The following is a 25,473-nucleotide window of genomic DNA, read 5'->3' as shown; positions in this document are numbered from 1 at the left end:
AAGCCGGACAAACTGTATGAAATCATCCACAGGGACGCAATGAGGCAAAATACGTAACATAAGATACAGCGCTCCCCAGGGGACGGCAGACTATGGAGAGAGCACGGCCCGCCAGCCTTGCATCGTCTGATACCGTAGGGGTGACGAACCCCGGCGGGTCCAGCCCTTTCGTGCTGACCTGCGATCACGCTTCCAACTTCCTGCCATCCGAATTCGGCACGCTTGGCCTGCCGGCCGAGGACCTCTCCCGCCACATCGCCTGGGACCCCGGCGCGCTGCCGGTGGCCCGCCGCATCGCGACCGCCCTCGATGCGACGCTCATCGAAACCCGCATCTCGCGCCTGATCATCGACTGCAACCGTCCGCTCGACGCACCGGACCTGGTGCCGCCGGTCAGCGAGAGGACGGCCATTCCGGGCAATGCCGGCCTGTCGGACAGTGAGCGCGCCGAGCGCATCGCTTTGTCGTGGCGGCCGTTCCACGACACGATCGCATCGATCATCGACGACCGGCAGGCGCGTGGGCAGGAGACCCGGCTGGTGTCGGTGCATTCCTTCACCCCGGTCTACAAGGGCAAGAACCGGCCCTGGCATATCGGCATCATCCATGATGACGACCGCCGGCTGGCGTCGCCACTGTTAGCGGCGCTGCAGCGGCTCTCCGGCGTCACTGTCGGCATCAACGAGCCCTATTCGCCGGCCGACCGCGTCTATTTCACTTTGGAGCGCCATGCACGCTCGCGCGGCCTTGCCTGCGCAATGATCGAAATCCGCAACGACGAGATTTCCGGCGAGACCGGGCAGCGGAAATGGGCGGATCTGCTCACAGGCATTTTTTCTGACCTGGAACCCGAGGAGGCCAAGGGTTCCCGGCGACACGCAGTGGGAAAGTCAGTTCAATCGGCCAGCTAGAAAAACAGGGGACGAAAATGGCAGGACCGGACAAATCAGACGCTGAAAGATCGGAGGATGTAAAAACCCTTCATAGCATGGGCTATGCCCAGGAGTTGGCTCGCCGCATGAGCGGCTTCTCGAACTTCGCAATTTCCTTTTCGATCATTTGCATTCTTGCGGGCGGCATCACGTCCTTCCCGCTGGCCATGGCGACCGGCAGCGGCTTCGAGGCGACTGTCGGCTGGGTCATCGGCGGCGTCTTTGCACTTGTCGTTGCCGCGTCCCTTGGCCAAATCGGCTCGGCCTACCCAACGGCCGGCGGTCTCTACCACTGGTCGTCAATTCTCGGCGGGCGCGGCTGGGGCTGGGCCACGGCCTGGATCAACCTGCTCGGCCTGGTCTTCGTCGTCGCCTCGGTCAATGTCGGCGTTTATGCGCTGTTCAAGGACCTTGTCTGGTCCGGCGTGTTCGGTCACGACGTATCCGCGTGGGGCTATCAGGAGCAGGTGATCGGCGTTGTGATCATCACGGTCGCGCAGGCGCTGATCAACCATTTCGGTATCAGGCTCACCACCATGCTGACGGATTTCTCGGGCTACCTCATTCTGGTCGTCGCCGTCGTGTTGACCGCGATGTTCCTGATCTGGGGCGCAAGCTGGGATTTCTCGCGGCTCACCACCTTCGTCAACAACACCGGTGATCCAGGCGCAGGCTACGTTCCGACCGCACGGACGGCACTCGTCGCCTTCCTGATCGGCCTGCTCTACCCACTCTACACCATCACCGGCTTCGACGCTTCGGCCCACACGTCCGAAGAGACCCACAATGCCCGCGTGGCGGTGCCGCGCGGCATGATCCATTCGGTTCTGTGGTCGCTGGTGTTCGGCTTCGTCATGGCCGTTTCGTTCGTACTGGCCAGCCCCGATCTGGCAGCGACGGCCAAGGATGGCGCCAATGCCTGGTTCAATCTCTTCAACAATCTGCCGGCGCCATTCCTGCTGAAGAGCATCATTGCCATCGCAATCGTGCTGGCGAACTTCATCTGCGCTCTCGCCGGACTGACGTCGACCTCGCGCATGATCTTTGCCTTCGCGCGTGACGGCGGCCTGCCCGGTTCGTCGGTGTGGAAAACCGTCAGCCCGACATGGCGCACGCCGGTGGCGGCAATCTGGCTCGGAGCGGTGCTCGCGGTCGCAGCGACATTGTACTCGCCGGCTTTTGCCGCACTGGCGGCTGGCTGTGCATTGTTCCTCTACGTGTCCTACGCCATGCCCGTGGCCGCCGGCCTGCTTGCCGAGGGCAAGAGCTGGACCGAATTCGGCCCGTTCCGCCTCGGCATCTGGTCCAAGCCGTTCGCCGTCATCACGGTGCTTGGCGTTCTGGTGCTGATGTATGCCGGCATCCAGCCGCCCTTCGACATCCTGATCAACTATGCCATCGGCCTGATCGTTCTGCTCGTGGTGCTGTGGTTCGGCATCGAATCGCGCCGCTTCAAGGGCCCGCCGATCGGCGCCGACATTGCTCGCCGCGCTTCGGAGATCGCGGCCGCGGAAGCAGCCGTCGGCCAGACGGCAGGCTAACAGCAAAGACGAGATGCTCCGGCCGGCGCAAGCCGACCGGGGCAGGGCCGGCCAGCTAAGAACGCAAAGGGGACTACAATGGCAGCACCGGGTTATTCAGACACAGACAAGGCGGAAGACGTAAAGCACCTCCATTCCATGGGCTACGCCCAGGAACTTGAGCGGCGGCTAAGCCGCTTCTCCAACTTCGCCGTTTCCTTCTCCATCATCTGCATCCTGTCCGGCGGCATCAATTCGCTAGCGCAGGCAACGTCGGGCGCCGGCGGTATCGGTATCGGCATCGGCTGGCTGGTCGGCTGCTTCGTTTCGCTCACCTTCGCGGTCGCCATGTCGCAGATCAGCTCGGCCTATCCGACGGCCGGCGGCCTCTATCACTGGGGTTCGATCCTCGGCAATCGCGGCACCGGCTGGGTGACGGCCTGGCTCAACCTGCTCGGCCTGATCACCGTGCTTGGCGCCATCAATGTCGGCACCTGGACGTTCTTCATCGGCGCCTTCGGGCCGACGCTCGGCATCGAGGGTACGCTGACCAATCAGATGATCTTCCTGGTCATCATCACTGGCGCCCAGGCCCTGATCAACCATCTCGGCATCAAGCTGACGGCGAAGTTGACCGATTTTTCGGGCTACCTGATCTTCTTCGGCTCGATCCTGATTGCGGTCGTCTGCCTGTTCTCCGCCGAGACCTGGGATTTCAGCCGGCTCTTCACCTTCCACAACTACTCGGGTGAGGCCGGCGCCAGCGTCTGGCCGTCCGTCTCGAACGCCTGGGTGTTCGCTCTCGGCCTCTTGCTGCCGATCTACACCATCACCGGCTACGATGCTTCGGCACACACTTCCGAGGAAACCATCAAGGCGGCCTCATCGGTGCCGCGTGCGATGGTGATGTCGGTTATCTGGTCGGCGGTCTTCGGCTATTTGTTCCTGGCCGCCTTCGTGCTGATGATCCCCAACATGGACGACGCCGCCAAGCAGGGTTGGAACGTGTTCTTCTGGGCCTTCGACCAGCGCGTCAGTCCCGGCCTCAAGGAGTTCGTCTACCTCGTCGTGTTCATCGCCCAGCTGTTGTGCGGCCTCGCAACCGTCACCTCGGCTTCGCGCATGATCTTTGCCTTCTCGCGTGACGGCGGCCTGCCGGGCTCGTCGGCACTGGCCAAGGTCAGCCCGACCTATCGCACGCCAGTGGCGGCCATCTGGACGGCGTCGGTCCTGTCGGTGCTGTTCGTTTGGGGTTCGACGCTGGTTTCGGTCGCCGGCACTTCGGCCTACACCATCGTCGTCTCGTGCACCGTCATCTTCCTGTTCCTGTCCTTCACCGTGCCGATCGTGCTCGGCATGGTGGCCTGGGGCACGCCGAAGTGGGACAAGATGGGACCGTGGAACCTGGGCCGTGGCATCTTCATGCTGTTCGGGGTCCTTTCCATAGTGTCGATGATCCTGATCTTCATCATCGGCATCCAGCCGCCGAACGACTGGGCGCTGTACATCACCGTCGGCTTCTTCATCCTGACGGCGATTGTCTGGTTCGCCTTCGAGCGCAATCGCTTCCAGGGCCCGCCGCTGGGCGACATCATCGCGGCACGTCAGGCAGCGATCAAGGCCGCCGAACAGGCGGTCGGCGAAACCGGCCACTGACGTCACCATCATGGCCATGGCCGGCGTGCAGCCGGCTATGGTTTCGTCCTCAACGACCAAGCACTGGAGTGCCAAAGGAAATGGCCGGAAATTTCTCGTTCGATCAGTTGAAGAAAGCGGTCTCCAGTGGCGAGATCGACACGGTGCTGGCCTGCATCGTCGACATGCAGGGGCGGCTCGCGGGAAAGCGTTTCCTGGCGCAGTACTTTGTGGATTCTGCTCATGACGAGACGCATGGCTGCAACTATCTGCTCGCCGCCGACATCGATATGGAGCCGGTGCCGGGCTACAAGGCGGCAAGCTGGTCGAAGGGCTATGGCGACTTCGTCATGAAGCCGGACCTTGCGACGCTGCGGCGGATTCCGTGGCTGGAAAAGACCGCGCTGGTGATCTGCGACGTGCTCGACCACCACACCCATGACGACCTTCCGCATTCGCCGCGCGCGATGCTGAAAAAGCAGGTCAAGCGGCTCACCGAACGCGGCTATATCGGCTACTTCGCCTCCGAGCTCGAATTCTACCTGTTCAACGAGACCTACGATTCCGCCCGCAAGAAGCACTGGCAGGGGCTCGACACCGCGTCGCCTTATATCGGCGACTACCAGATCGGCATCACCACCAAGGAAGAAGGCGTCATGCGCCGGCTTCGCAACGAGATGGAAGCGGCGGGCATCCCGATCGAAAACTCCAAGGGCGAATGGGGCCCGGGCCAGGAAGAGATCAATGTGCGCTATGCCGAGGCGCTCGACATGGCGGACCGCCACGTCATCCTGAAGAACGGCGCCAAGGAGATTGCCGAGTCCGAAGGCAAGTCGATTTCCTTCATGTCGAAATACAATTACGGGCTCGCGGGCAACTCCAGCCACATCCACAATTCGCTGTGGAGCGCCGATGGCAAGACGCCATTGTTCTTCGACAAGAAGGCGGACTGGACTTTGTCCACGCTTGGCCAGCAATGGGCGGCTGGGCAGCTCAAATACGCCAGGGAGTTTACCTGGTTCCTGGCGCCCTACATCAACTCCTACAAGCGCTTCCAGGCCGGCACCTTCGCACCGACCAAGATCATGTGGAGCGAGGACAACCGCACCGCCGGCTTCCGCCTGTGCGGTGAGGGCACCAAGGGCATCCGCATGGAATGCCGCATCGGCGGCGCCGACCTAAACCCCTATCTCGCTTTCGCGGCGCTGATCGCCGCCGGCCTTGCCGGCATCGACGAGAAGCTCGAACTGCAGAAGCCGTTCGTCGGCGATGCCTACCAGGCCTCGCGCCTGCCGGAGATCCCGAAAACGCTGCGTGACGCCACCGAGACGCTGGCCAAGTCGAAGATGCTGAAGCAGGCGCTCGGCGACGATGTGCTCGAACATTATGTCCACACCGCAAAGTGGGAGCAGTTCGAATACGACCGTCGCATTACGGATTGGGAACTGCACAGAGGGTTCGAGCGGTACTAAAACTTTATACAGCTTTAATGTTGACAATGTGGTGAAGTTAGTACCATATGGTACCTGTAAACTGCAGTGCGCTACATTGAGGAGTTTGCAATGTCCAAATATGCGCCGCTCAAGGACTTTCTCATTGCCCAGAATGTCGATCGCGTTCCGATGTCGTTCGCCGAAATCGAGAGAGTGCTCAATCTGCCGCTGCCCGCATCGAAGCAATACCCTGCATGGTGGAGCAACAATCCGAGCAACAATCCCATGACAAGGGAGTGGCTTGAGGCTGGGTTCGAGACCGAATCCGTCAATATAGGGAGTGGGAAACTGGTATTTCGCCGCGTTCGCAAAGAGCCCATTTCGGCGCCGCCCAGTGGTAGCGTGCCTGCCGCGCCAAAGGAGGCGCGCGCGGATCGCCACCCCGGTTTTGGTTTCATGAAGGGCCTAATAACGATCGAAGCCGGATTTGATATCACCAAACCTTTCGATGACGAGCCATGGGACCGGGGCTATCTGGGCGGTGAGGCTGACGCGCGTGACGGCAAACTTGCGGTGCGTAAATGAGCGAAGGGCCAAACCTGCTTCTGGATACATGTGCGGTGATCTTTGTCGCCAACGATAGTCTGATCGATCCGCACGCAAGCCGGGAGATTTCGGAAGCGGCCTATGACGGCCGTCTGTATCTTTCACCGATGTCGGCATGGGAGATCGGAATCGGCGTAGCCAAGGGTCGGCTCAATCTGCCATTGGCACCACTCGACTTCGTGGAGCGATTCATCGAGCGAATGTCGGCAAAGCTCAGCGCTATCTCACCAGCCATTCTGATTGCGTCATCCAACCTGCCCGGTCCGCCTCATGGTGATCCCATCGATCGGATACTGATGGCAAGTGCGAGAGCGTTGGACATGGTTCTGGTGACGCGTGACGAGCCCATCCTTCGCTATGGCCGCAATGGCCATCTGCGCACCCTAGCCTGCTAACTTGGAGTATCCTTTGGAAACCGTAAAACTCAAATCGCCCATCGATGGTTCGATTTACGCCGAGCGGCCGATCGCGACCGACCAGGCGATCAATGCCGCGGTCGAGCGCGCCAAGGCGGCGCAGGAGAAGTGGGCGCTGACGCCGATCGTCGAGCGCGGCAAATTTATGCTGGCGATGCTCGAAGCGCTGGTCGCGATGACCGACGAGATCGTGCCGGAGATCGCCTGGCAGATGGGGCGACCGGTGCGCTATGGCGGCGAGTTCGGCGGCGTCAGGGAACGCACCAATTACATGGTCGAGATCGCTGAAGCCGCGCTGAAATCCGTGCCGGCATCCAACCCGAAGGACGGCTTCCGACGCTATGTGAAGAAGGATCCGCTCGGCGTCGTCATGGTGATCGCGCCGTGGAACTATCCCTATCTGACCGCCGTCAACACCATCGTGCCGGCACTGATGGCCGGCAATACCGTTATCCTCAAACATGCGGCGCAGACGCTGCTGGTTGGCGAACGGTTCCAGCAGGCGTTCGACAAGGTTGGGCTGCCCAAGGGCGTGTTCCAGAATGTCGTGCTGAACCATGCCCAGACCGAGAAGCTGCTCGGCTCGGGCAAGATCGACCATGTCAATTTCACCGGTTCGGTCGGCGGCGGCCGCGCCATCGAGAAGGCGGCGGCCGGCACCTTCATGACGCTCGGGCTCGAACTCGGCGGCAAGGACCCGGCCTATGTGCTGCCCGACGCCAAGCTCGACCATGCGGTGGCCAATCTGGTCGACGGCGCCTTCTACAATTCCGGCCAGTGCTGCTGCGGCATCGAGCGCGTCTATGTGCATGAGAAGGTCTACGACCAGTTCGTCGAAGGTTTCATCGCCGAGACGAAGAATTATGCCGTCGGCAATCCGCTGGAACAGGCGACGACAATGGGGCCGATGGCTCAGGCGCGCTTTGCCGACCTGATCCGCGAGCAGAAGGCCGAGGCGCTGCGCAAGGGTGCAATCGCACACATCAATATGAAGGTGGCTAACGACAAGGCCGGCTCGCCCTATCTGGCGCCGGAAGTGCTGACCGGCGTCGACCACCAGATGAGCGTCATGCGCGAGGAAAGTTTTGGCCCGATCGTCGGCATCATGAAGGTGCGTAACGACGAGGAGGCGATCGCGCTGATGAACGACAGCCCCTACGGGCTGACCGCTTCGATCTGGACCGGCGATATCGAGCATGCGGTGGCGATCGGCGACCGCGTCGAGACCGGCACCGTGTTCATGAACCGCTGCGACTACCTCGATCCGGCGCTGGTCTGGACCGGCGTCAAGGACACCGGCAAAGGCGTTGCCCTTTCGGCGCTCGGCTACGACAATCTGACCCGGCCGAAATCCTTCCATCTGCGCGAAGCCATCTGATTTTTTGAAAGACAAGACATGTCCAAGCTGATCTCCAAATGGAACTACCCGACCACCGTCCGCTTCGGCGCCGGGCGCATCAAGGAACTGCCTGAGGTGCTCGCTGCCACCGGCATTAAGCGGCCGCTTTTCGTCACCGATCCGGGGTTGGCGAAACTGCCGGTCGTCGCTTCGACGCTGAAAATCCTCGACGACGCCAAGGTATCCTATGGCGTGTTCTCCGAGGTGAAGCCGAACCCGGTCGATTCCAACCTCACCGCCGGCATCGCCGTGTTCAAGAAGGGCAAGCATGACGGCGTCATCGCCTTCGGCGGCGGTTCAGCGCTCGATCTCGGCAAGCTGATCGCGTTCCAGGCCGGCCAGACGCGGCCGATCTGGGACTTTGAGGATGTCGGCGACTGGTGGACGCGCGCCAATTCGGATGCCATCGCGCCGATCATAGCCGTGCCGACCACTGCCGGCACAGGCTCGGAAGTCGGGCGTGCCGGCGTCATCACCAATGAGGCGACGCACACTAAGAAGGTGATCTTCCATCCGAAGCTTTTGCCGGCAATCGTCATTGCCGATCCGGAACTGTCGGTCGGCATGCCCGGCTTCATCACCGCCGGCACCGGCATGGATGCGCTGGCGCACTGCCTCGAAGCCTATTGCGCGCCGGGCTATCACCCGATGGCCGACGGCATTGCGGTGGAAGGTGTGCGCCTGGTGTTCGAGAACCTGCCCAAGGCCTACGCCAACGGCAAGGACCTTGTCGCGCGCGCCCACATGATGAGTGCGGCCGCCATGGGTGCTGCCGCCTTCCAGAAGGGTCTTGGCGCCATCCACTCGCTGTCGCATCCGATCGGCGCGCTCTACGACACCCATCACGGCATGACGAATGCGGTGTTCATGCCCTATGTCTTGGCCTTCAATCGCGACTCCATCGAGGAGCGGATTGCCCGGCTCGCTGCCTATTGCGGCATCAAGGGTGGCTTCGACGGCTTTGCCAAAGCGATCATCAAGCTGCGCAAGGAATTGAAGGTGCCGCATGCGCTGCCCGGCCTGATCAAGGGGCTCGACATGGACAAGAAGCGCAAAGGGCTGATCGCCGACATGGCGGTGGTCGATCCGACCGCCGGCGGCAACCCGGTCAGGCTGACCAAAAAGGCGGCGCTGACGCTGCTCGAGAACACTATCGCCGGCACTGTCTGAGGCGGTTTCTGCGCCGGACGTGATCTAAAAACGAAGGGAAAGGAAGGGCAAGGGGGCAAAAAGCAAGGCAATAAACCATTAGCCGGGAAATTAAGTCGAGGCTAATTGCTACAGCCGGTTAAAAAGAGTTAACTTTTCGTACCGCCGGGGGCCAGTTTCAAAAAGCTTTCATCTGGCTGTCATATGAAACCGATACCGCATCGCAGGCGTCCAGGACGCCAGTTCAACGGAGAGAACACATGTTCAAGTTCACAGGGAAAGTGCTTTCCCTTTCGGCCGTCGCCCTCATGGCGACCTCTGCTATCTCGTCGGCCCAGTCCATGGATGAACTGGTTGCCGCTGCGAAGAAGGAAGGCCAGCTCACGACCATCGCGCTGCCGCATGACTGGTGCGGCTACGGCGCCGTCATCGACGGCTTCAAGGCAAAGTATCCTGAGATCACCATCAACGAACTCAACCCCGATGCCGGCTCCGGCGACGAGGTCGAGGCGATCAAGGCCAACAAGGACAACAAGGGCCCGCAGGCGCCCGACGTCATCGACGTTGGCCTGTCCTTCGGCCCGACCGCCAAGGCTGACGGCCTGATCCAGCCCTACAAAGTGTCGACCTGGGACTCGATCCCCGACAGCGCCAAGGATGCCGATGGTTACTGGACCGGCGACTACTATGGCGTGCTATCCTTCCTGGTGAACAAGGACCTCGTCAAGGAAGCGCCTGCTGACTGGGCTGACCTGCTGAAGCCGGAATTCGCCAACACCGTGGCGCTTGCCGGCGACCCGCGCGCCTCGAACCAGGCCATCCAGGCCGTCTACGCGGCCGGCATTTCCGGTGGTGCGGCTGCCGGCGAAGCTGCTGGCACTGCTGGTCTCGACTTCTTCAAGAAGCTTAACGCCGCCGGCAATTTCGTGCCGGTCATCGGCAAACCGGCGACCCTGGCACAAGGCCAGACGCCGATCCTGGTGACCTGGGATTACAATGCACTTGCCGGTCGCGACACGCTGAAGGGCAATCCGCCCGTCGACGTCGTCGTGCCCAAGACCGGTGTCGTTGCCGGCGTCTATGTGCAGGCGATCAGTGCTTTCGCACCGCATCCGAACGCTGCCAAGCTCTGGCTGGAGTATCTCTACTCCGACGAAGGCCAGATCGGCTGGCTGAAGGGCTATTGCCACCCGATCCGCTTCAACGATCTTGCCAAGAACGGCAAGCTCCCGGCGGACGTGATGGCCAAGCTGCCGCCGGCCGAGGCTTACGCTGCCGCGGTGTTCCCGACGCTGGACGAGCAGGGCAAGGCAAAGGAAGCCGTCACCAAGAACTGGGATGCCGTCGTCGGCGCCAACGTCAAGTAAGGCTTGAAACCAACCGGGCGGCCTCGCGGCCGCCCGGTGTTCCTCGGAGACGGTAGCCGGCGCATGACAGATATCTCGCTTTCCGATCACGCAGTTGCCGGGAAGACCGCGCCCCCCAGCGAGGCGCGTGCAATGCGACTGCCGACGCAATGGCTCGGCGTTGCGCCATTCTTCATCTTCGCCATCATGTTCCTGATCCTACCCACGCTCTATCTGATGCTGGGTGCATTCCAGAACGATGCCGGCGAATTCACGTTCGAAAACATAGCAGCACTGGCGCAGCCATCGATTGTCGCCGCCTACTGGATCTCGCTCAAGGTCAGCCTTTCCTCGTCGCTGATCGGCGCCTTCGCAGGTCTCGGCATCGCCATCGCCATCGTGCGCGGCGGACTGCCGGAGTGGATACGTTCGGCGACGCTGACATTCTCCGGCGTGGCTTCCAATTTCGCCGGCGTACCGCTGGCCTTCGCCTTCATCGCCACGCTCGGACGCCTCGGTCTCGCCACGGTGCTGCTCAACACCGTGTTCGGCCTCAACATTTATGCGCACGGCTTCAACATCCTATCGTTCTGGGGCCTGACGCTGACCTATGTCTATTTCCAGATTCCCCTAATGGTGGTCATCATCACGCCGGCGATCGACGGCTTGAAGAAGGAGTGGGGCGAGGCTGCGGCGACGCTTGGCGCCACCCAGACGCAATACTGGCGCATGGTGGTCATCCCGGTGATCTGGCCGAGTTTCCTCGGCACGGTCATCCTGCTCTTCGCCAATGCCTTCGGCGCCATCGCCACCGCCTATGCGCTGACCGGCTCTTCACTCAACATCGTGCCGATCCTGCTCTATGCGCAGATACGCGGTGACGTGCTGCACAATGCCCATCTCGGCTATGCGATCGCCTTCGGCATGATCGTCATCACCGGGCTGGCCAATGTCTTCTACATCTGGTTCCGGACGCGCTCGGAGAGGTGGCTGAAATGAAGTCCGGAAAATTCTGGGCCTGGGTCGTCTTCGGGCTGGGCGCGGCCTATTTCTTCATTCCGCTGATCGCGACGGTGGAATTTTCCTTGCGCATGCGGCGCGGCGCTTATTCCTTCGACGCCTATCAGATCGTGCTTGGCGACCCTCGTTTTCAGGCGACCTTTGGCTACTCAGTGCTTGCCGCCATCTTCACCATCATTCTGGGCGTGTTGATCGTGGTGCCCGCCGCCTACTGGATTCGACTGCGCCTGCCGCAACTGCGGCCGATCGTAGAGTTCATCACGCTGCTGCCGCTGGTCATTCCCGCCATCGTCATCGTCTTCGGCTATATCAGGATGTACGGTTCGAATTCGCCGCTGCCGTTCCTGGCGACCGACATGGGCACAAATGCCTTGCTGGTCATCGGCTATGCAATGCTGGCGCTGCCCTACATGTATCGCGCGGTCGATACCGGACTGCGCACCATCGACGTCAGGACGCTGACCGAAGCGGCGCAGATCCTTGGCGCCGGTTGGGGCACGATCATTGGTCGTGTGATCCTGCCCAATGTGCTGATCGCCGTGCTCTCGGGCGCCTTCCTTACCTTCGCCATCGTCATTGGCGAATTCACCATGGCCAGCTTGCTCAACCGGCCCGCCTTCGGTCCCTATCTGCAAAACGTTGGCGCCAACCGCGCCTATGAGCCCGCAGCGCTTGCCATCATCGCCTTCGCCATCACCTGGGGCTGCATGTCGCTGATCCAGATCCTGTCCCGTTTCGCGCCGAGATCGGCGAACCGCCCGAACTGATCGACAAAGTACTGATCGAAAGAAAAAGCCATGGCCGAACCATTCCTCTCCATCCAGCATGTGCGAAAATCCTTCGGCGCCACCACCGTGGTCGAAGATTTCAATCTTGATGTCGAGCCGGGCGAGTTCGTTTCGTTCCTTGGGCCATCGGGTTGCGGCAAGACCACCGTGCTGCGCATGGTCGCCGGCTTCGAGGAGCCGAGCGCCGGCAAGATCGTCGTCGCAGGCAAGGACATTACGCGGCTGAAGCCCAACCAGCGCAATGTCGGTATGGTGTTCCAGGCTTACGCGCTGTTCCCGAACCTGACCGTGGCGCAAAATATCGGCTTCGGCCTGAAGGTCGCCGGCATGGCAAGGGCAGAGATCGATTCCCGGGTCGCCGAGATGCTCGACATCATCAAGCTGCCGCAGATGGCCGACCGCTATCCCTACCAGCTCTCCGGCGGCCAGCAACAGCGCATCGCGCTGGCCCGCGCCATCGCGCCGAAGCCGAAGCTGCTTTTGCTCGACGAGCCGCTGTCGGCGCTCGACGCCAAGGTGCGCGTCTCGCTGCGCGAGGAAATCCGCTCGATCCAGAAGAAGCTCGGCATCACTACCATCTTCGTCACACATGACCAGGAAGAGGCGCTGTCGATCTCGGACCGCATCGCGGTGATGTATGGCGGCAAGGCCGAGCAGGTCGGCACACCGTTCGAGATCTACAACCGGCCGGCGACCAAGTTCGTCGCCAATTTCGTCGGCACGCTGAACGTGCTCGAAGGCACTGTCACCGATGCCGCGTCCGGCAAGGTGCGCGTCAACACGCAGGAAGTCTCGCTAATGGGCAAGCTCAACGGCTCGAAGTCCGGTGACACGCTGTCGCTGGCGCTGCGACCGGAGGCGATTTCGCTCGGACGCCAACCCGGGCGCGATTCAAGCCTGTCGGGCGAAATCTCCGAAGTGCACTTCCTCGGCTCAGTCATTCGCGTTCGCGTCGGCATCGGCGGCAACACGGTGTCGCTCGACACCTTCAACAGCCCGGCAACGCCACCGCCGGCTGTCGGCGAGAAGGCCGACATATCGTTCTCATCAAGCGATATGCTGGTGCTGCACTAGCAAAGCAGCATCCTGGGGCGACCGAGGCGGTCGATTCAAGCTGGCGCGATGAACGGCCGTATCATTGCCGGACCCCGAGCGCTGGACAATCAACAGCATCTTGTCATCCAGCCACTGCCCACGATGCCACTTCGCCGCTACGATAGGTCATGGCGCTATTCGAACTTACCCTAATCCTGCTTCTGGCTGCCGTCGCGCTGACGGCGCTGTCGCGGCGGCTGGAAATTCCCTATCCGTCCCTGCTGGCTCTGGCCGGGGTCGCGATTGCCTTCGTACCCGGTGCGCCGACAATCGAGATCGATCCGGAACTGGCGCTTGCCCTGTTCATCGCGCCGGTGCTTCTCGACGCCGCCTATGACACGTCGCTGCGCGACCTCAAGCGCTACCGGCTGTCGCTCGCGCTGCTGGCGCTGGGCGCCGTCGTCTTCACCACCGTGGTGGTTGCCTTCGTCGGCTGGAAGATGACCGGCCTGCCGATCGCGGCGGCAATCGCGCTTGGCGCCATCGTCGCGCCGCCGGATGCGGTGGCCGCATCCGCCGTGCTCAGCCAGTTCAAGGTGCCGCACCGCATCACCGCCATCCTGCAGGGCGAGAGCCTGCTCAACGATGCCACGGCGCTGCTAATCTACCGGTTGGCGGTTTCGGCCGCGCTTGGCACCATCATGCTCAGCAACGCCGTTCCGGTGATCCTGCTGGCAACGATCGGCAGTGTGATCGCGGGCTATCTGTTTGGCCGCGTCTCGCTGCTGGCGCTCGGCCGCATCGAGGATGCGGCGAGCAGCACGGTGGTGCAGTTTGCCGGAACCTTCGCCGTGTGGATCATCGCCGACAGGCTCGGCCTTTCCGCCATCATCACCATCGTCGTCTATGCCATGACCATTGCGCGCAGGGCGCCGCGCCAGTCGTCGGCGAGACGCCGAGTCAGTACCTATTCGGTCTGGGAGTCGGCGGTGTTCGTGCTCAACGTGCTGGCTTTCGTGCTGATGGGCCTGCAGGCACGCACGATCGTCGGCAGGCTGGCCGGCGACGGGCAAGGCGAAGCATTCCTTTTCGCCGCAACGGTGCTGGTCGTCGTTATCGTCGCGCGCCTTGTCTGGGTGGCGAGTTACGTCGCGATCATCCGGTGGCTTGCCCGCTTCGGCAGCCAAGAGGCAAGGCGGGAATTGCCGACGTTCGGCGGCGCCGTCATTGTCGGCTGGTGCGAGATCGGAAGAGCACACGTCTNTGCTGCAAGGCATGACGCTGAAGCCGCTGCTGCGCTGGATCAACTTCGACCCCGATAGAACCGTCGACAATGAGGTGGCGCAAGCGCGCGTCGCCATCATGCAGGCAGCACTGGACGTGCTGAGCCGCAAGACATCTGCGGCCGCCGCCGTCGTGCGCGAACAGTATGAAGCGCAGCGCCTGATTGCGGAAAACCCGGAGGACGCTCAGGCCGCGACCGAATACGACCGGCTGCGCCTCTATGCCATCAACCGCCAGCGCGACACGCTCGAGGAGTTGCGCAGCAACGGCACGATCGGCGACGAAGCCTACCACCGGCTGGAGGAAGAGATCGACTGGGCCGAACTGGCGGCATCGCCGGCGGGCCGGTTCCAGCCGCTGACCACATCATAGACGCTGGCCCAGTTCCGCCGTCGTGCCGGTACATTGCAACCCATCTGCCGAACCGCTACTGCCAAAGCCAAATTGAGCCGGATAAGCAATGAAGCTGGTCAGCTACAACATCCAGTACGGGTTCGGCGGCGATGGCCGTTACGATCTTTCGCGCTGCACCAAGCTGGTCGACGGCGCCGATATCATCGCGCTGCAGGAGGTCGAGCGGCATTGGCAGCGCACCAATGAGGACGACCAGCCGGAGCTGCTTTCCCGCCTGCTACCCGGTTACCACTGGGTCTATGGCCCGGCCTTCGACATGGATGCCAGCGAGCGCCGCGACGGCCGGCTCGTCAACCGCCGCCGGCAGTTTGGCACAATGCTTCTGTCGAAATTGCCGATCGCCTGGTCGCGGCTGCACGCGCTGCCGATGCGCCGCACGCTGCGGCCGCTCAACACGCGCAACGCCGCGCTCGAATGCATGATCCGCACGCCGGCCGGACCGGTAAGGGTCGTGTCGCTGCATCTCGCCCATATCGCGGCGGAGGAGCGTCTGGAGCAGATCGACTATCTCTTGGCCGAGCATCGCCGCGCGCCGTCCGAGGGCGGCCCGTGGAGCGGCGCGGACAATGAGCCTTCGCGCAACTGGACCAGTGGCGAGGCAGAGCCGGAAAACCCGACAGCTGCGATCTGGATGGGCGATTTCAACATGGAGCCGGGCAGCGCCGAATACAGCCGCATCGTCGGCAGCACGCCCTATCATCGCGGGGCAGCTTATCTCGACGGCTTTGTTGATGCCGCTGCCGTCGCTAGCGAGCCGGCTGCCGATTTCCACACCCATGTGAAAACGATCGACGGGAAAGTGGCAAAACGCCGGCTCGACCATTGCTTCGTCGGCGGTATGTTCGCGGACCGTGTGCGCTCGGTCAGTGCCGATATAGGCGAGATCGCTTCAGACCATTTTCCGGTCCGGATCGATATCGATCTCGAAACGCCTTTGAGCTCGGGAGATCGGTGAGCCCTCGATGACGCTTTTCGTCTTTTTCGCGGTGCTTGCCGCCGCCGCCATGCACGCGATCTGGAACGCGCTGGTCAAGGTGCATCTCGATCGCTTCCTGTCGATCACGCTGATGACGCTGGGCATGGGTTTTGCCGCACTGTTCGTGCTGCCCTTCGTCGAGTTTCCAAAGGCCGCGGTATGGCCCTTTATCATCGCCTCGGTGCTCTTTCACATGGGCTACCGGACCTTCCTGATCGGCGCCTACAAGGCCGGCGATTTCGCCCAGACCTATCCGCTGGCGCGCGGCACGGCGCCGCTTTTGACCGCCCTCGGCGGCGTTGTCGTGGTGCAGGAGATGCCGGCGCCGTTCGCCATCCTCGGCATCCTGCTGCTGTCGGCCGGCACGCTGGTGATGTCGTTTCGCGGCGGCGCGCATCTGGAGCGGATCAATGTGCGGGCGGTCGGCTTTGCGCTCGGCACTTCGATCTTCATATCCAGCTATACGCTCTCCGACGGCAGCGGCGCGCGGCTGGCCGCAACGGCAACGAGCTATGCCGCATGGCTGTTCATCTGCGATGCCACGTGGGCGCTGGTGCTGTGCCTCATCTTTCGCGGGCCCAAGGCGCTGCCCGTGCTGGCGCGTGACTGGAAGGCAGGCCTGTTCACCGGCGTGCTCAGCGGCGCGGCCTACTGGATCGTCATGTGGGCGATGACCAAGGCGCCGATCGCCTCGGTGGCGTCGTTGCGCGAGACGTCGATCCTGTTTGCCATGATGATCTCGGTTTTCGCGCTCGGCGAGAAGATGACAGGCTGGCGCGGCGCCGCCGCGCTCAGCATCGTCGCCGGTGTCGTGGCCCTCAGGCTGGGCTGAGATTCTGATACTTCAGCCGAGCACCGTCATCACCTGTCCGCGCCGTTCCGGACTGAAGCGGATGACGAGGATGATGCAGACGGCGACCACGCCGGCAAACAGCGCCAGCGCGTAGCCATAGCTGCCTCCAGACGCCTCGGCGATGCCGGCCTGGTAGGGACCGCCATAGGACGCCGCGAGATTGCCGGCCTGGTAGATGAAGCCGGGCAAGGTTGCCCGCACGGCGCCGGGCGACAGCTCGTTAAGATGCACCGGGATGACTCCCCAGGCGCCCTGCACCGCGACCTGCATGACGAAGGCGCCGATGGCCAGCATGAACGGTGTCGAGCTGAAGGCCCAGAGCGGAATCGAGGGCAAGGCAATCAGGCAGGCGAGCGTTATCGCGTTGACGCGGCCGATCTTCTCCGACAGTGCGCCGAACGCCAACCCGCCGACGATGGCGCCGATATTGGCGACGATGGTGATCCAGCTCACCGTGTGCGGGTCGAAGCCATGCTGCTTCTTGAGGAAGGTCGGGTAGAGGTCCTGCGTGCCGTGGCTGAAGAAATTGAAGAACATCATCAGCACGACCGCATAGACGGCGACGCCCCAGTGCTTCTGCAGCGTTTCAAGAAGGCCAGGTCTGACGGATTTCTGCGCCTCGACGAAGGCCGGCGATTCCGGCACATGCGAGCGGATGAAGAGCACGATCAGTGCCGGCAGGAAGGAGAGCAGGAACATGGCGCGCCAGCCGATCGTGTAACCACCGATCGTCTGCTGGTAGAGCACGCCGTAAACCACGGCCGCCAGAAGGTAGCCGGTGGGATAGCCGCATTGCAGGATGCCCGAGACCATGCCGCGGGCACTGGGCGGAATGGACTCCATGGCGAGCGAACTGCCCAACCCCCATTCGCCGCCCATGGCGATGCCGAACAGAGCGCGCAGCGCGAGGAAAATGCCGAGATTGGGCGAGAAGGCAGCCAGCGCGCCGATCACCGAATAGCTGACGATGTTGAGCATCAGAATGGGCTTGCGCCCATATTTGTCGGCCAGCCTGCCGAAGAAGAAGGCGCCGATGAAGCGTGTCGCCAGCGTCAGGAACAACGCCTTGGAGACTGCCGGGACGTCGGTGTTGAATTCGGCTGCGATATCGGTGAGCAGGAAGGTCAGAAGGAAGAAATCAAAAGCGTCGAGCGTCCAGCCGAGGAAGGAGGCGAGGACGGTTTTCTTCTGCTGCGCGGTGAGAGCCACGACGTTCCTCCTAAGCGCCCCCGGAGAACGATATGTTCCTTGGGGCGCAAAAGAGAACAGGCGTCAGCCGGCTTTCGAAAGAAGCGCGGTCACTTTTTCGTAATGTCGAGATCGAACACCATCAGCCCGTCGGTGCCGCCTTCGAGCGCTGCGACCAATCGGGCGCCGGCGCGCTGATGCGCTTCATGCACGAGATAGGCGTCGCGGTCGGCGGCATCGCGGAAGTCGATGGTGAAGGCATGGCTGAAGCCGCGCGCGAACGGCTCCGGGCTGACATTGACGCTGAAATGGACCGTGTCCATGCCGTCGACAACGGAGCGCAGTGCTTCGAGATCGGCGTGGATTGCCGTGCGCTCGGTGGCGGGCACATCGCCGCGGAAGCGTACGAAGACGCAGTGTCTGATCATTGGTGGTTCTCCTAAGTGGCTATGCGGCCCGATTGCCGGAGAACACCGCCGGCGGCAGCGGCTCGCGGCCGAGGATGATGTCGGCGCCTTTTTCGCCGACCATGATGGTCGGCGCATTGGTGTTGGAGGAAGGCACGCGCGGCATCACCGAGGCATCGCAGACGCGCAGGCCCTCGATGCCGCGCAGGCGCAGGTCCGGTGTGACCACCGCCATATCGTCATGGCCCATGCGGCAAGTGCCCACAGGGTGATGGTCGGTCTTGGCGGTGCGGCAGGCATAGTCGATCAGCTCGTCATCGCTGGCGAGCGATGGTCCGGGCAGCACCTCGCGCAACACGTAAGGTGCAAGCGCCTTCTGCCGCATGATCTCGCGCGCAAGCCTGAGGCCCTTGATCGACATGGCGCGGTCATAAGGGTCCGACCAATAGTTGGGATCGATCAGCGGGTGGTCGGCCGGGTCGGCGCTGCTCAGCCGCACCGTGCCGCGCGAGCGCGGGCGCAGGAAGGCCGAGTTCAAGGTCACGCCGGGGTTCTTCAACCTCTCGACGCCGGCCTCGATGCCGGAGCCGAGTCCCAGATGAAACTGGATGTCGGGCGAGGCGGCGGTCGGATCGGCGTACCAGAAGCCGCCGGTCTCGAACAGGCTGGAGGCGACCGGCCCTTTCTTCAGCAGCAGATACTGCAAGCCGGCCCACGCGGTGCGGTGCAGCTTGGCGTAGTTGTCATAGGTGTGGTCGCCGGTGCATTCGGCGATAACGAACAAATCGAGATGGTCCTGCATGTTGGAGCCGACACCGGGCAGATCATGCACCGGCGTCACGCCGACCGATTTCAGGTGATCAGCCGGGCCGATGCCCGACTGCATCAACAGCTTCGGCGAACCGATGGCGCCGGACGAGACGATCACTTCGCGCTCGGCGCGCATGATGGTCTTCTCGCCGCCGGGTTTGTCGACGATCTCGACGCCAATGGCGCGGCCTTTCTCGACGACGATGCGGGTGACCAGCACATCGGTTCGGACCGTCAGGTTCTTGCGGGCGCGGATGGGCTTCAAATAGGCGACCGAAGCGGATGAGCGCCGGGCGTCCTTTTGGGTCAGCTGGTAGTAGCCGACGCCTTCCTGGCTAGCGCCGTTGAAATCCGGGTTGAAGGGGATGCCCATCTCTTGGCCGGCGCGGAAATAGGCCTCGCAAATCGGCAGCGGCGAAATCGGGTTCGACACGCCGAGCGGCCCCTGGTCGCCGTGAAAATCGTTGGCGAAGCGCTGGTTGTTCTCGGCGCGCTTGAAATAGGGCAGCACGTCGCGATAGCCCCAGCCCGCGAGGCCCTCTTCCTTCTCCCATGCGTCGTAGTCGCGAGCGTTGCCGCGCGTGTATATCTGGGCATTGATGGACGAGCCGCCGCCGACCACCTTCGCCTGCGTATACCAGAAGACGCGGTCCTGCATGTGCCTCTGCGGCACAGTCGACCAGCCCCAGGAAGCGATGCCCTTGGTCATCTTGGCAAAGCCCGCCGGCATGTGGATGTAGGGGTGCCAGTCCTTGCCGCCGGCCTCGAGCAGCAGCACGGAATTCGCTGGATCCTCGCTCAGCCGGTTGGCCAGAACGCAGCCGGCCGGGCCGGCACCTACGATGATGTAGTCGGTCATAACTCTATCCACCTACAGTCGAGGCACGGAGAGCGCGCCGTCGACATTGATAATCGAGCCTGTGGAAAAGCCGAGCTTGCCGGCGGCAAGCGTCGCCACCACGGCGCCGATGTCCGATGCTTCGCCCCAGCGTTTTGCCGGCACCAGGCCGCTGTCGATAAGCGCGTCGTATTTAGCTGATACGCTCGCGGTCATGTCGGTGCGAATGATGCCCGGCCGCAGTTCGAACACGCCGATGTTTTCCGGCGCAAGCCGTAGCGCCAGGTTCTTCACCCACATCGAAAGGCCGGCTTTCGAGATGCAGTAGTCGGCGCGTTCCGGCGAGGCCATATCGGCGCTGACCGAGGTGATGGTGATGATCGAGCGCGGATGATTGCTGGGAGCCGCCAGCATCGCCTTGGCGACGGCCTGGCTAAGGAAGACTGTGCCGCGCAGATTGACGTCCAGCGCACGGTCGAAATTCTCGGGCTTCAGCTCCAGCAGATCGCCGCGCACCACGGCGCCGATGCCGGCATTGTTGACGAGGCAGTCGATGCGGCTGAAGGCACGTATGGCGGCGTCGACGAGGGCCGTGTGATCCTCGAGGTTGGCGATATCACAATGGACATAGGCGAACTCCGCACCCCGTGCGGTGATGTTGGCGGCCAGTTCGTCCGGCGCTTGTTCGGCAAGGTCGGCGATCAAAATGTCGAAGCCGGCCCCGGCCAGCGCCTCGGCGCAGGCGAGCCCAATGCCGCGCGCACCGCCGGTGACGATTGCTGCGGGGCGGGTCATGCCGCGAGGTCCGTCCGGCGAATATGCTCGGCCACGCGGAGCGCCTGTGCCGCAATCGACAGCGCCGGATTCACGGCGGCAGAGTTCGGCAAAAAACTGGCGTCGACAACGAACAGGTTCGGGTGGTCGAAGGCGCGGCAGAAAGGGTCGAGCGGCGACGTCGCCGGATCGTCGCCCATTTTCACCGTGCCGCACTGGTGCGAGGGCGTGCGCTTGTCGAAGGGACGCGACAGCACGATGGGATAACCGCAGGCGCGGAAGTTCTCACGCATCAGCTTGGTCAGCCCGTCCAGCGACTGCATGTTGGAGCGCCGCCATTGCATGACGATGTCCTTGCCGTCGACCATGATGCGGCTTTCCGGATCGGGTAGATCCTCGCACATCAGATACCAGTCGACGGCGTGACCGGCCATGTAATCGAGCGCGAATTTCGGCACGCGTTTGACGTTGGCCTTCAACATGTTGCCGTCGATCTTGCCGAGCAGCTGGACGTTGCCGAGCGGCTTGCCGCCTTTGCCGTCGGAGAGATAGTAGTCATTCAGCATCAGCGTCTTCTGGTAGACGCTGTCGTTCCTGCGGCGCGGATCGATCGCCAGCATGGCGCTCGAATTATGGTTCATGAAATTGCGGCCGACCTGGTCGGAGCTGTTGGCGAGGCCTTTGCCGTCTGATGACGGCGAGCGCAGCAGGATGACGGCGGAATTGACCGCGCCGGCGGACAGGATGACCAGCTTCGGCGCGACTTTCTTCAGCTCGCCATTCTGACGGTAGTGAACGGCAGCGATGCTTTTGCCGTCGGACGACGCTTCGAGATATTCGACATGGCAGCCGGTTTCGAGTCGGATATTGCTGTCCTTGAGTGCCGCCGTCAGCGGTCCGGTCTGCGCATCAACCTTGCCCTGGGCGGTATTGGGGAATGCGTCCCAGCCGGTCTTGCCCTCTTTCAGCCAGGTGTCGATGTCGACGCCGAGCGGCAGCGAGGCCGGATGCAGGCCGAGGGCTTTCAACTCAGCGCGGGCGCGCGCAATCGGCGCTTCGTCGGGCACCGGCTTGAAAGCATAGGGGATCGAGTGGAACGGTTCGGTCGGGTCCTCGCCGAGCGAGCCGCGGACGCGAAACAGCTGCTCGGCTTTCGAATACCAAGGCTCGAATTCATCGTAGGAAAACGGCCATGCCGGCGAGACGCCACCGAAGTGCTCCATGGCGGCGAAATCCTCTTTGCGGTAGCGGATCAGCACCGCGCCGTAGAATTTCGAATTGCCGCCGACATAGTAGTAATTGCCGGGGTTGAAGGCCGCACCGCCGGCCTCGCGCCACATCTCCTTCGGACGGTAGTGGCCGTCGACGAAGATGGAGAGCGTGTCGCGGGCATGCGGCGTTGCCGTCAAGGGCTCACCGCGCTCCAGCATCAGGATCGAGGCACCGCTGCCCGCCAGACCGGAGGCGATCGTAGCGCCGCCGATACCGGAGCCGATGATGACGATATCGGGGCTGACCATCTCGATCAGCGGATGCGGTGTTCGGTCGCCGGATCGAAGAACACGGCCTTGGTCAGGTTGAAGGCGAGCGGCGTGCTGGTGCCCGGCTGGATGTTGGCGTCGGCCCGCAACCGCGCCACCACGCCCTTGCCGCCGAGATTGGTCACCGCGAAAGTATCGGACCCTGCCGGCTCGACCACTTCGATGTGCAGGTCGGCAGTGGCAATGTTGGAGGCGTTGCGTTCCGCACCTTCCGGATCGGTCAGCGCTTCCGGGCGCACGCCGAAGATGATCGGCTTGCCCTGGAACGCCGACAGGCCCGCCGGCGCATTGGCCATCGGCAGCGTAATGGGCTCGCGCGCCTCGCGCTCCAACACGACGGACAGCGCATTGCCCGATGTAGCAATGGTCGCCGGGATCAGGTTCATCGCCGGGGAACCCATGAAGTCGGCGACGAACAAATTGGTCGGGTTGTTGTAGATTTCGGCCGGGGTGCCGAACTGCTGTACTTCGCCGTCGCGCATGACGGCGATCTTGGTCGCCAGCGTCATCGCCTCGATCTGGTCGTGGGTGACGTAGACGATGGTTGTGCCGGTGGTGGCATGCAGGCGCTTGATCTCGATGCGCATATCGACGCGCAATTTGGCGTCGAGGTTGGACAAAGGCTCGTCGAACAGGAACAGCTTGGGGTCGCGCACCAGCGCCCGGCCCATGGCGACGCGCTGGCGCTGGCCGCCGGAAAGCTGGCTCGGCTTGCGCTGCAGGAGGTGGCCGATCTGCAGGACCTTGGCCACCTTGTCGATCGCCTTTTGGCGCTCGTCGGCCGGCACGCCGCGCATCTCCATTCCGAAGGAGATGTTTCCGGCCACCGTCATGTTCGGATAGAGCGCATAGCTTTGAAAAACCATGGCGATGTCGCGCTTGGATGGGTGCAGATCGTTGATGACGCGACCGTCGACGCGGATTTCGCCCTCGGTGATCTGCTCCAGGCCGGCAATCGTGTTGAGCAAGGTGGACTTGCCGCAGCCGGACGGGCCGACCAGCACCAGGAAGCCGCCCTTTTCGAGCTCGACATCGATGCCCTTCAGGATCTCGACATTCCCGAAGCGCTTCTTCAGCCCATCAATTTCCAGAAAAGCCATGGTCGTTCCTTCCGAATTGATCAGCCCTTGACCGCGCCAGCCATCAGCCCGCGCACGAAATAGCGGCCGGCGACGACATAGACGATCAGGGTGGGCAGAGCCGCGATCATCGCGGCCGCCATGTTGACGTTGTATTCGACGACGCCGGTCGAGGTGTTGACGACGTTGTTGAGCGCCACCGTCATCGGCATGGAGTCGCCTGTGCCGGCGTAAGCCGAAGCGAACAGGAAGTCGTTCCAGATGTTGGTGAACTGGTAGATGACGGTGACGACGAAGATCGGCATCGAGTTCGGCAGCATGATGCGGCGGAAGATCTGGAAGAAGGAGGCGCCGTCGACCTGTGCGGCCTTGATCAGCTCGTTCGGGAATGCCTCGTAGTAGTTGCGGAAAAACAGTGTGGTGAAGCCGATGCCGTAGACGACATGGACGAAGACCAGGTTGACCGTCGGATTGCCGAGACCGAAACTCGTACCCGTCGCATTCTGCAGCTTCACGCCGAAACGTCCCAGGCTGCCGAGGATGGTCGCCATCGGCAGCAGCACCGACTGGAACGGAATGAAGCAGGCAAACAGCATCAGCCCGAACACCAGCGTGGCGCCGCGAAAACGCCATTTGGTCAAGACGTAGCCGTTGAGCGCGCCGAGCATGGTCGAGATCAGTACGGCTGGAACCACCATCTTGATCGAGTTCCAGAAATAGCCCTTGATGCCGGCGCAGGTGAGGCCGACGCAGGTCTCGCCCCAGGCCTTCAGCCACGGGTCGAAGGTCGGCGCCGTGGGCAACGCCAGCATGTTGCCGTTCTGGATCTCGTCCATGGTCTTGAACGAGGTCACCAGCATGACGAACAGCGGCATCAGATAAAACAGCGCAAACAGCGCCAGAAGCCCGTAGATGACGATGCGGTTGAGGGTCTTGGTGCTCATGCCGCCGGAGGCCTTTTGGGAAGCAGCGGGGCGGGCAGGGGTGGCGACAGCGCTCATCGCGGCTTCTCCCTGAGTTCCGAATAGAGATAAGGCACGATGATGGCAACGATGGTCATCAGCATGATCACGGCACTGGCCGAGCCGACAGCCATTTCGTTGCGCTTGAACGTGTACTCATACATGAAGTTGGACGGCAGCCAGGCCGAGCCACCGGGGCCGCCGCTGGTCAGCGCCACCACCAGATCGTACGACTTGATGGCGAGGTGGGCGAGCACGATGAAGGCCGACAGGAAGATTGGCCGCAGCAGCGGAATGACGATGCGGCGATAGAGCTGGAAGGTGGTGGCACCGTCGATCTGCGCCGCCTTCATGATCTCGCCGTCGATGCCGCGCAGGCCGGCCAGGAACATCGCCATGATGAAGCCGGAGGCCTGCCAGACGCCGGCAATGACCACCGTGTAGATGACGAAATCCTTGTTCTTGATCCAGTCGAAATGGAAGCTTGTCCAGCCCCATTGATGCAATGTCTGTTCGAGGCCGAGGCCCGGGTCGAGGAACCATTTCCAGGCGACGCCGGTGACGATGAAGGACAGCGCCATCGGGTAGAGATAGATCGGCCGCAACACGCCTTCGCCGCGAATCTTCTGGTCGAGCAGGATGGCCAGGAACAGGCCGAGCGCCAGGCAGATGGCGATGTAGAGAAAGCCAAAAATGCCCATATTGACGATCGATGTGTACCAGCTCGATGGCGGGTCGGAGTCGAACGTCCAGCCCCACAGCCGTAGATACGCGCGTGGTCCGGTAATGACATAGGACGGGAAGGTCTTGGAATTGGTGAAGGACAGATAGACAGTCCACAGGATAAAGCCATAGACGAAGACGATGGTGATGGCGAAGCTCGGCGCCAGCACGATCTTCGGCAGCGCGTCCTGCAATCGCGCGCGCACGGAGGGGCGAGACCGCTCGGGTGTCAGCTTGATCTGGGTCGTCGCTACACTGCTCATGAGGCTCCTCCCGTTAGGGTCGTCCGTGCTCTGCCGTCAGGAGGCAAGGCGGCCCCGTGCATACGGGTCTCTGGTCGGCATG

General features: G+C 62.5%; 22 protein-coding genes and 1 pseudogene. 15 read left to right on the top strand and 8 right to left on the bottom strand.

Annotation, left to right across the window (positions count from 1 at the left end; genetic code table 11):
- The first annotated feature begins 92 nt into the window (after positions 1–92).
- The 15 genes and pseudogenes from X757_RS161010 (at position 93) to X757_RS161075 (ending at position 16,785) form a co-directional block, all read left to right on the top strand.
- Positions 93–911 carry an N-formylglutamate amidohydrolase gene (locus X757_RS161010; protein WP_023725207.1) on the top strand — a complete coding sequence of 273 codons (819 nt, stop codon included), beginning with the start codon at positions 93–95 and terminating at the stop codon, positions 909–911.
- 17 nt (positions 912–928) lie between these two features.
- On the top strand, positions 929–2,473 hold the full coding sequence (locus X757_RS161015; protein WP_023686444.1) for an amino acid permease: 1,545 nt from the start codon (positions 929–931) through the stop codon (positions 2,471–2,473).
- Between the two features lie 78 nt (positions 2,474–2,551).
- Positions 2,552–4,108 (top strand): amino acid permease, encoded by a 1,557-nt coding sequence (locus X757_RS161020; RefSeq protein ID WP_023691841.1) that lies wholly within the window; start codon positions 2,552–2,554, stop codon positions 4,106–4,108.
- An 80-nt stretch (positions 4,109–4,188) separates the two neighbouring features.
- Positions 4,189–5,559, top strand: coding sequence for a glutamine synthetase family protein (locus tag X757_RS161025; RefSeq protein ID WP_023701008.1), 1,371 nt, complete (start codon positions 4,189–4,191; stop codon positions 5,557–5,559).
- A gap of 90 nt (positions 5,560–5,649) precedes the next feature.
- The gene (locus X757_RS161030; protein ID WP_023671165.1) at positions 5,650–6,105 is read left to right on the top strand and encodes a hypothetical protein; all 456 of its coding nucleotides are present in this window, start codon (positions 5,650–5,652) and stop codon (positions 6,103–6,105) included.
- Positions 6,102–6,521 (top strand): type II toxin-antitoxin system VapC family toxin, encoded by a 420-nt coding sequence (locus X757_RS161035; protein ID WP_027049802.1) that lies wholly within the window; start codon positions 6,102–6,104, stop codon positions 6,519–6,521. The genes X757_RS161030 and X757_RS161035 overlap by 4 nt, the downstream gene beginning before the upstream one ends.
- 13 nt (positions 6,522–6,534) lie before the next feature.
- Complete coding sequence (locus X757_RS161040) at positions 6,535–7,920, top strand: aldehyde dehydrogenase family protein (RefSeq protein WP_023701010.1); 1,386 nt, start codon at positions 6,535–6,537, stop codon at positions 7,918–7,920.
- An 18-nt stretch (positions 7,921–7,938) separates the two neighbouring features.
- A complete protein-coding gene (locus tag X757_RS161045) occupies positions 7,939–9,111 on the top strand; it encodes an iron-containing alcohol dehydrogenase (protein WP_023725206.1) in 1,173 nt (390 codons plus the stop codon).
- A gap of 239 nt (positions 9,112–9,350) precedes the next feature.
- Positions 9,351–10,457, top strand: a complete 1,107-nt coding sequence (locus X757_RS161050) for an ABC transporter substrate-binding protein (RefSeq protein WP_023671169.1) — start codon at positions 9,351–9,353, stop codon at positions 10,455–10,457.
- 63 nt (positions 10,458–10,520) lie between these two features.
- Entirely contained in the window at positions 10,521–11,435 is a 915-nt protein-coding gene (locus X757_RS161055) for an ABC transporter permease subunit (protein WP_023671170.1), read from the top strand.
- Positions 11,432–12,223, top strand: a complete 792-nt coding sequence (locus tag X757_RS161060) for an ABC transporter permease (protein WP_023671171.1) — start codon at positions 11,432–11,434, stop codon at positions 12,221–12,223. The genes X757_RS161055 and X757_RS161060 overlap by 4 nt, the downstream gene beginning before the upstream one ends.
- A gap of 30 nt (positions 12,224–12,253) precedes the next feature.
- Positions 12,254–13,318, top strand: coding sequence for an ABC transporter ATP-binding protein (locus tag X757_RS161065; protein ID WP_023725205.1), 1,065 nt, complete (start codon positions 12,254–12,256; stop codon positions 13,316–13,318).
- Positions 13,319–13,467: 149 nt separating this feature from the next.
- A pseudogene (locus X757_RS01000000164485) lies at positions 13,468–14,935 on the top strand (cation:proton antiporter).
- Positions 14,936–15,023: 88 nt separating this feature from the next.
- On the top strand, positions 15,024–15,932 hold the full coding sequence (locus X757_RS161070) for an endonuclease/exonuclease/phosphatase family protein (RefSeq protein WP_023725204.1): 909 nt from the start codon (positions 15,024–15,026) through the stop codon (positions 15,930–15,932).
- Positions 15,933–15,939: 7 nt separating this feature from the next.
- Positions 15,940–16,785, top strand: a complete 846-nt coding sequence (locus X757_RS161075; protein ID WP_023683217.1) for an EamA family transporter — start codon at positions 15,940–15,942, stop codon at positions 16,783–16,785.
- A 12-nt stretch (positions 16,786–16,797) separates the two neighbouring features.
- Here X757_RS161075 and X757_RS161080 read toward each other — a convergent pair whose 3' ends face one another.
- From X757_RS161080 to X757_RS161115, 8 genes are all read right to left on the bottom strand, one after another.
- Positions 16,798–18,015 carry an MFS transporter gene (locus X757_RS161080; RefSeq protein ID WP_023725203.1) on the bottom strand — a complete coding sequence of 406 codons (1,218 nt, stop codon included), beginning with the start codon at positions 18,013–18,015 and terminating at the stop codon, positions 16,798–16,800.
- Between the two features lie 89 nt (positions 18,016–18,104).
- Entirely contained in the window at positions 18,105–18,422 is a 318-nt protein-coding gene (locus X757_RS161085) for a Dabb family protein (RefSeq protein WP_023725202.1), read from the bottom strand.
- Between the two features lie 19 nt (positions 18,423–18,441).
- Positions 18,442–20,070, bottom strand: coding sequence for a GMC family oxidoreductase (locus X757_RS161090; protein ID WP_023691834.1), 1,629 nt, complete (start codon positions 20,068–20,070; stop codon positions 18,442–18,444).
- Positions 20,071–20,082: 12 nt separating this feature from the next.
- A complete protein-coding gene (locus X757_RS161095) occupies positions 20,083–20,844 on the bottom strand; it encodes a 3-ketoacyl-ACP reductase (RefSeq protein ID WP_023725201.1) in 762 nt (253 codons plus the stop codon).
- Positions 20,841–22,343 (bottom strand): GMC oxidoreductase, encoded by a 1,503-nt coding sequence (locus X757_RS161100; protein WP_023725200.1) that lies wholly within the window; start codon positions 22,341–22,343, stop codon positions 20,841–20,843. Before X757_RS161100 ends, X757_RS161095 begins: the two co-directional genes overlap by 4 nt.
- A 5-nt stretch (positions 22,344–22,348) precedes the next feature.
- Positions 22,349–23,464: an ABC transporter ATP-binding protein gene (locus tag X757_RS161105; RefSeq protein ID WP_023725199.1), complete on the bottom strand. Its 1,116-nt coding sequence runs from the start codon at positions 23,462–23,464 to the stop codon at positions 22,349–22,351.
- Between the two features lie 20 nt (positions 23,465–23,484).
- Complete coding sequence (locus X757_RS161110) at positions 23,485–24,444, bottom strand: carbohydrate ABC transporter permease (RefSeq protein ID WP_023671181.1); 960 nt, start codon at positions 24,442–24,444, stop codon at positions 23,485–23,487.
- Positions 24,441–25,391, bottom strand: a complete 951-nt coding sequence (locus X757_RS161115; RefSeq protein WP_023671182.1) for a carbohydrate ABC transporter permease — start codon at positions 25,389–25,391, stop codon at positions 24,441–24,443. Before X757_RS161115 ends, X757_RS161110 begins: the two co-directional genes overlap by 4 nt.
- Positions 25,392–25,473: the final 82 nt, after the last annotated feature.

Source organism: Mesorhizobium sp. LSHC412B00 (assembly GCF_000503035.1).
Classification (GTDB): domain Bacteria; phylum Pseudomonadota; class Alphaproteobacteria; order Rhizobiales; family Rhizobiaceae; genus Mesorhizobium.
Note: the sequence above shows the minus strand (reverse complement) of the source record. Positions and strands in the feature narration are given on the sequence as shown.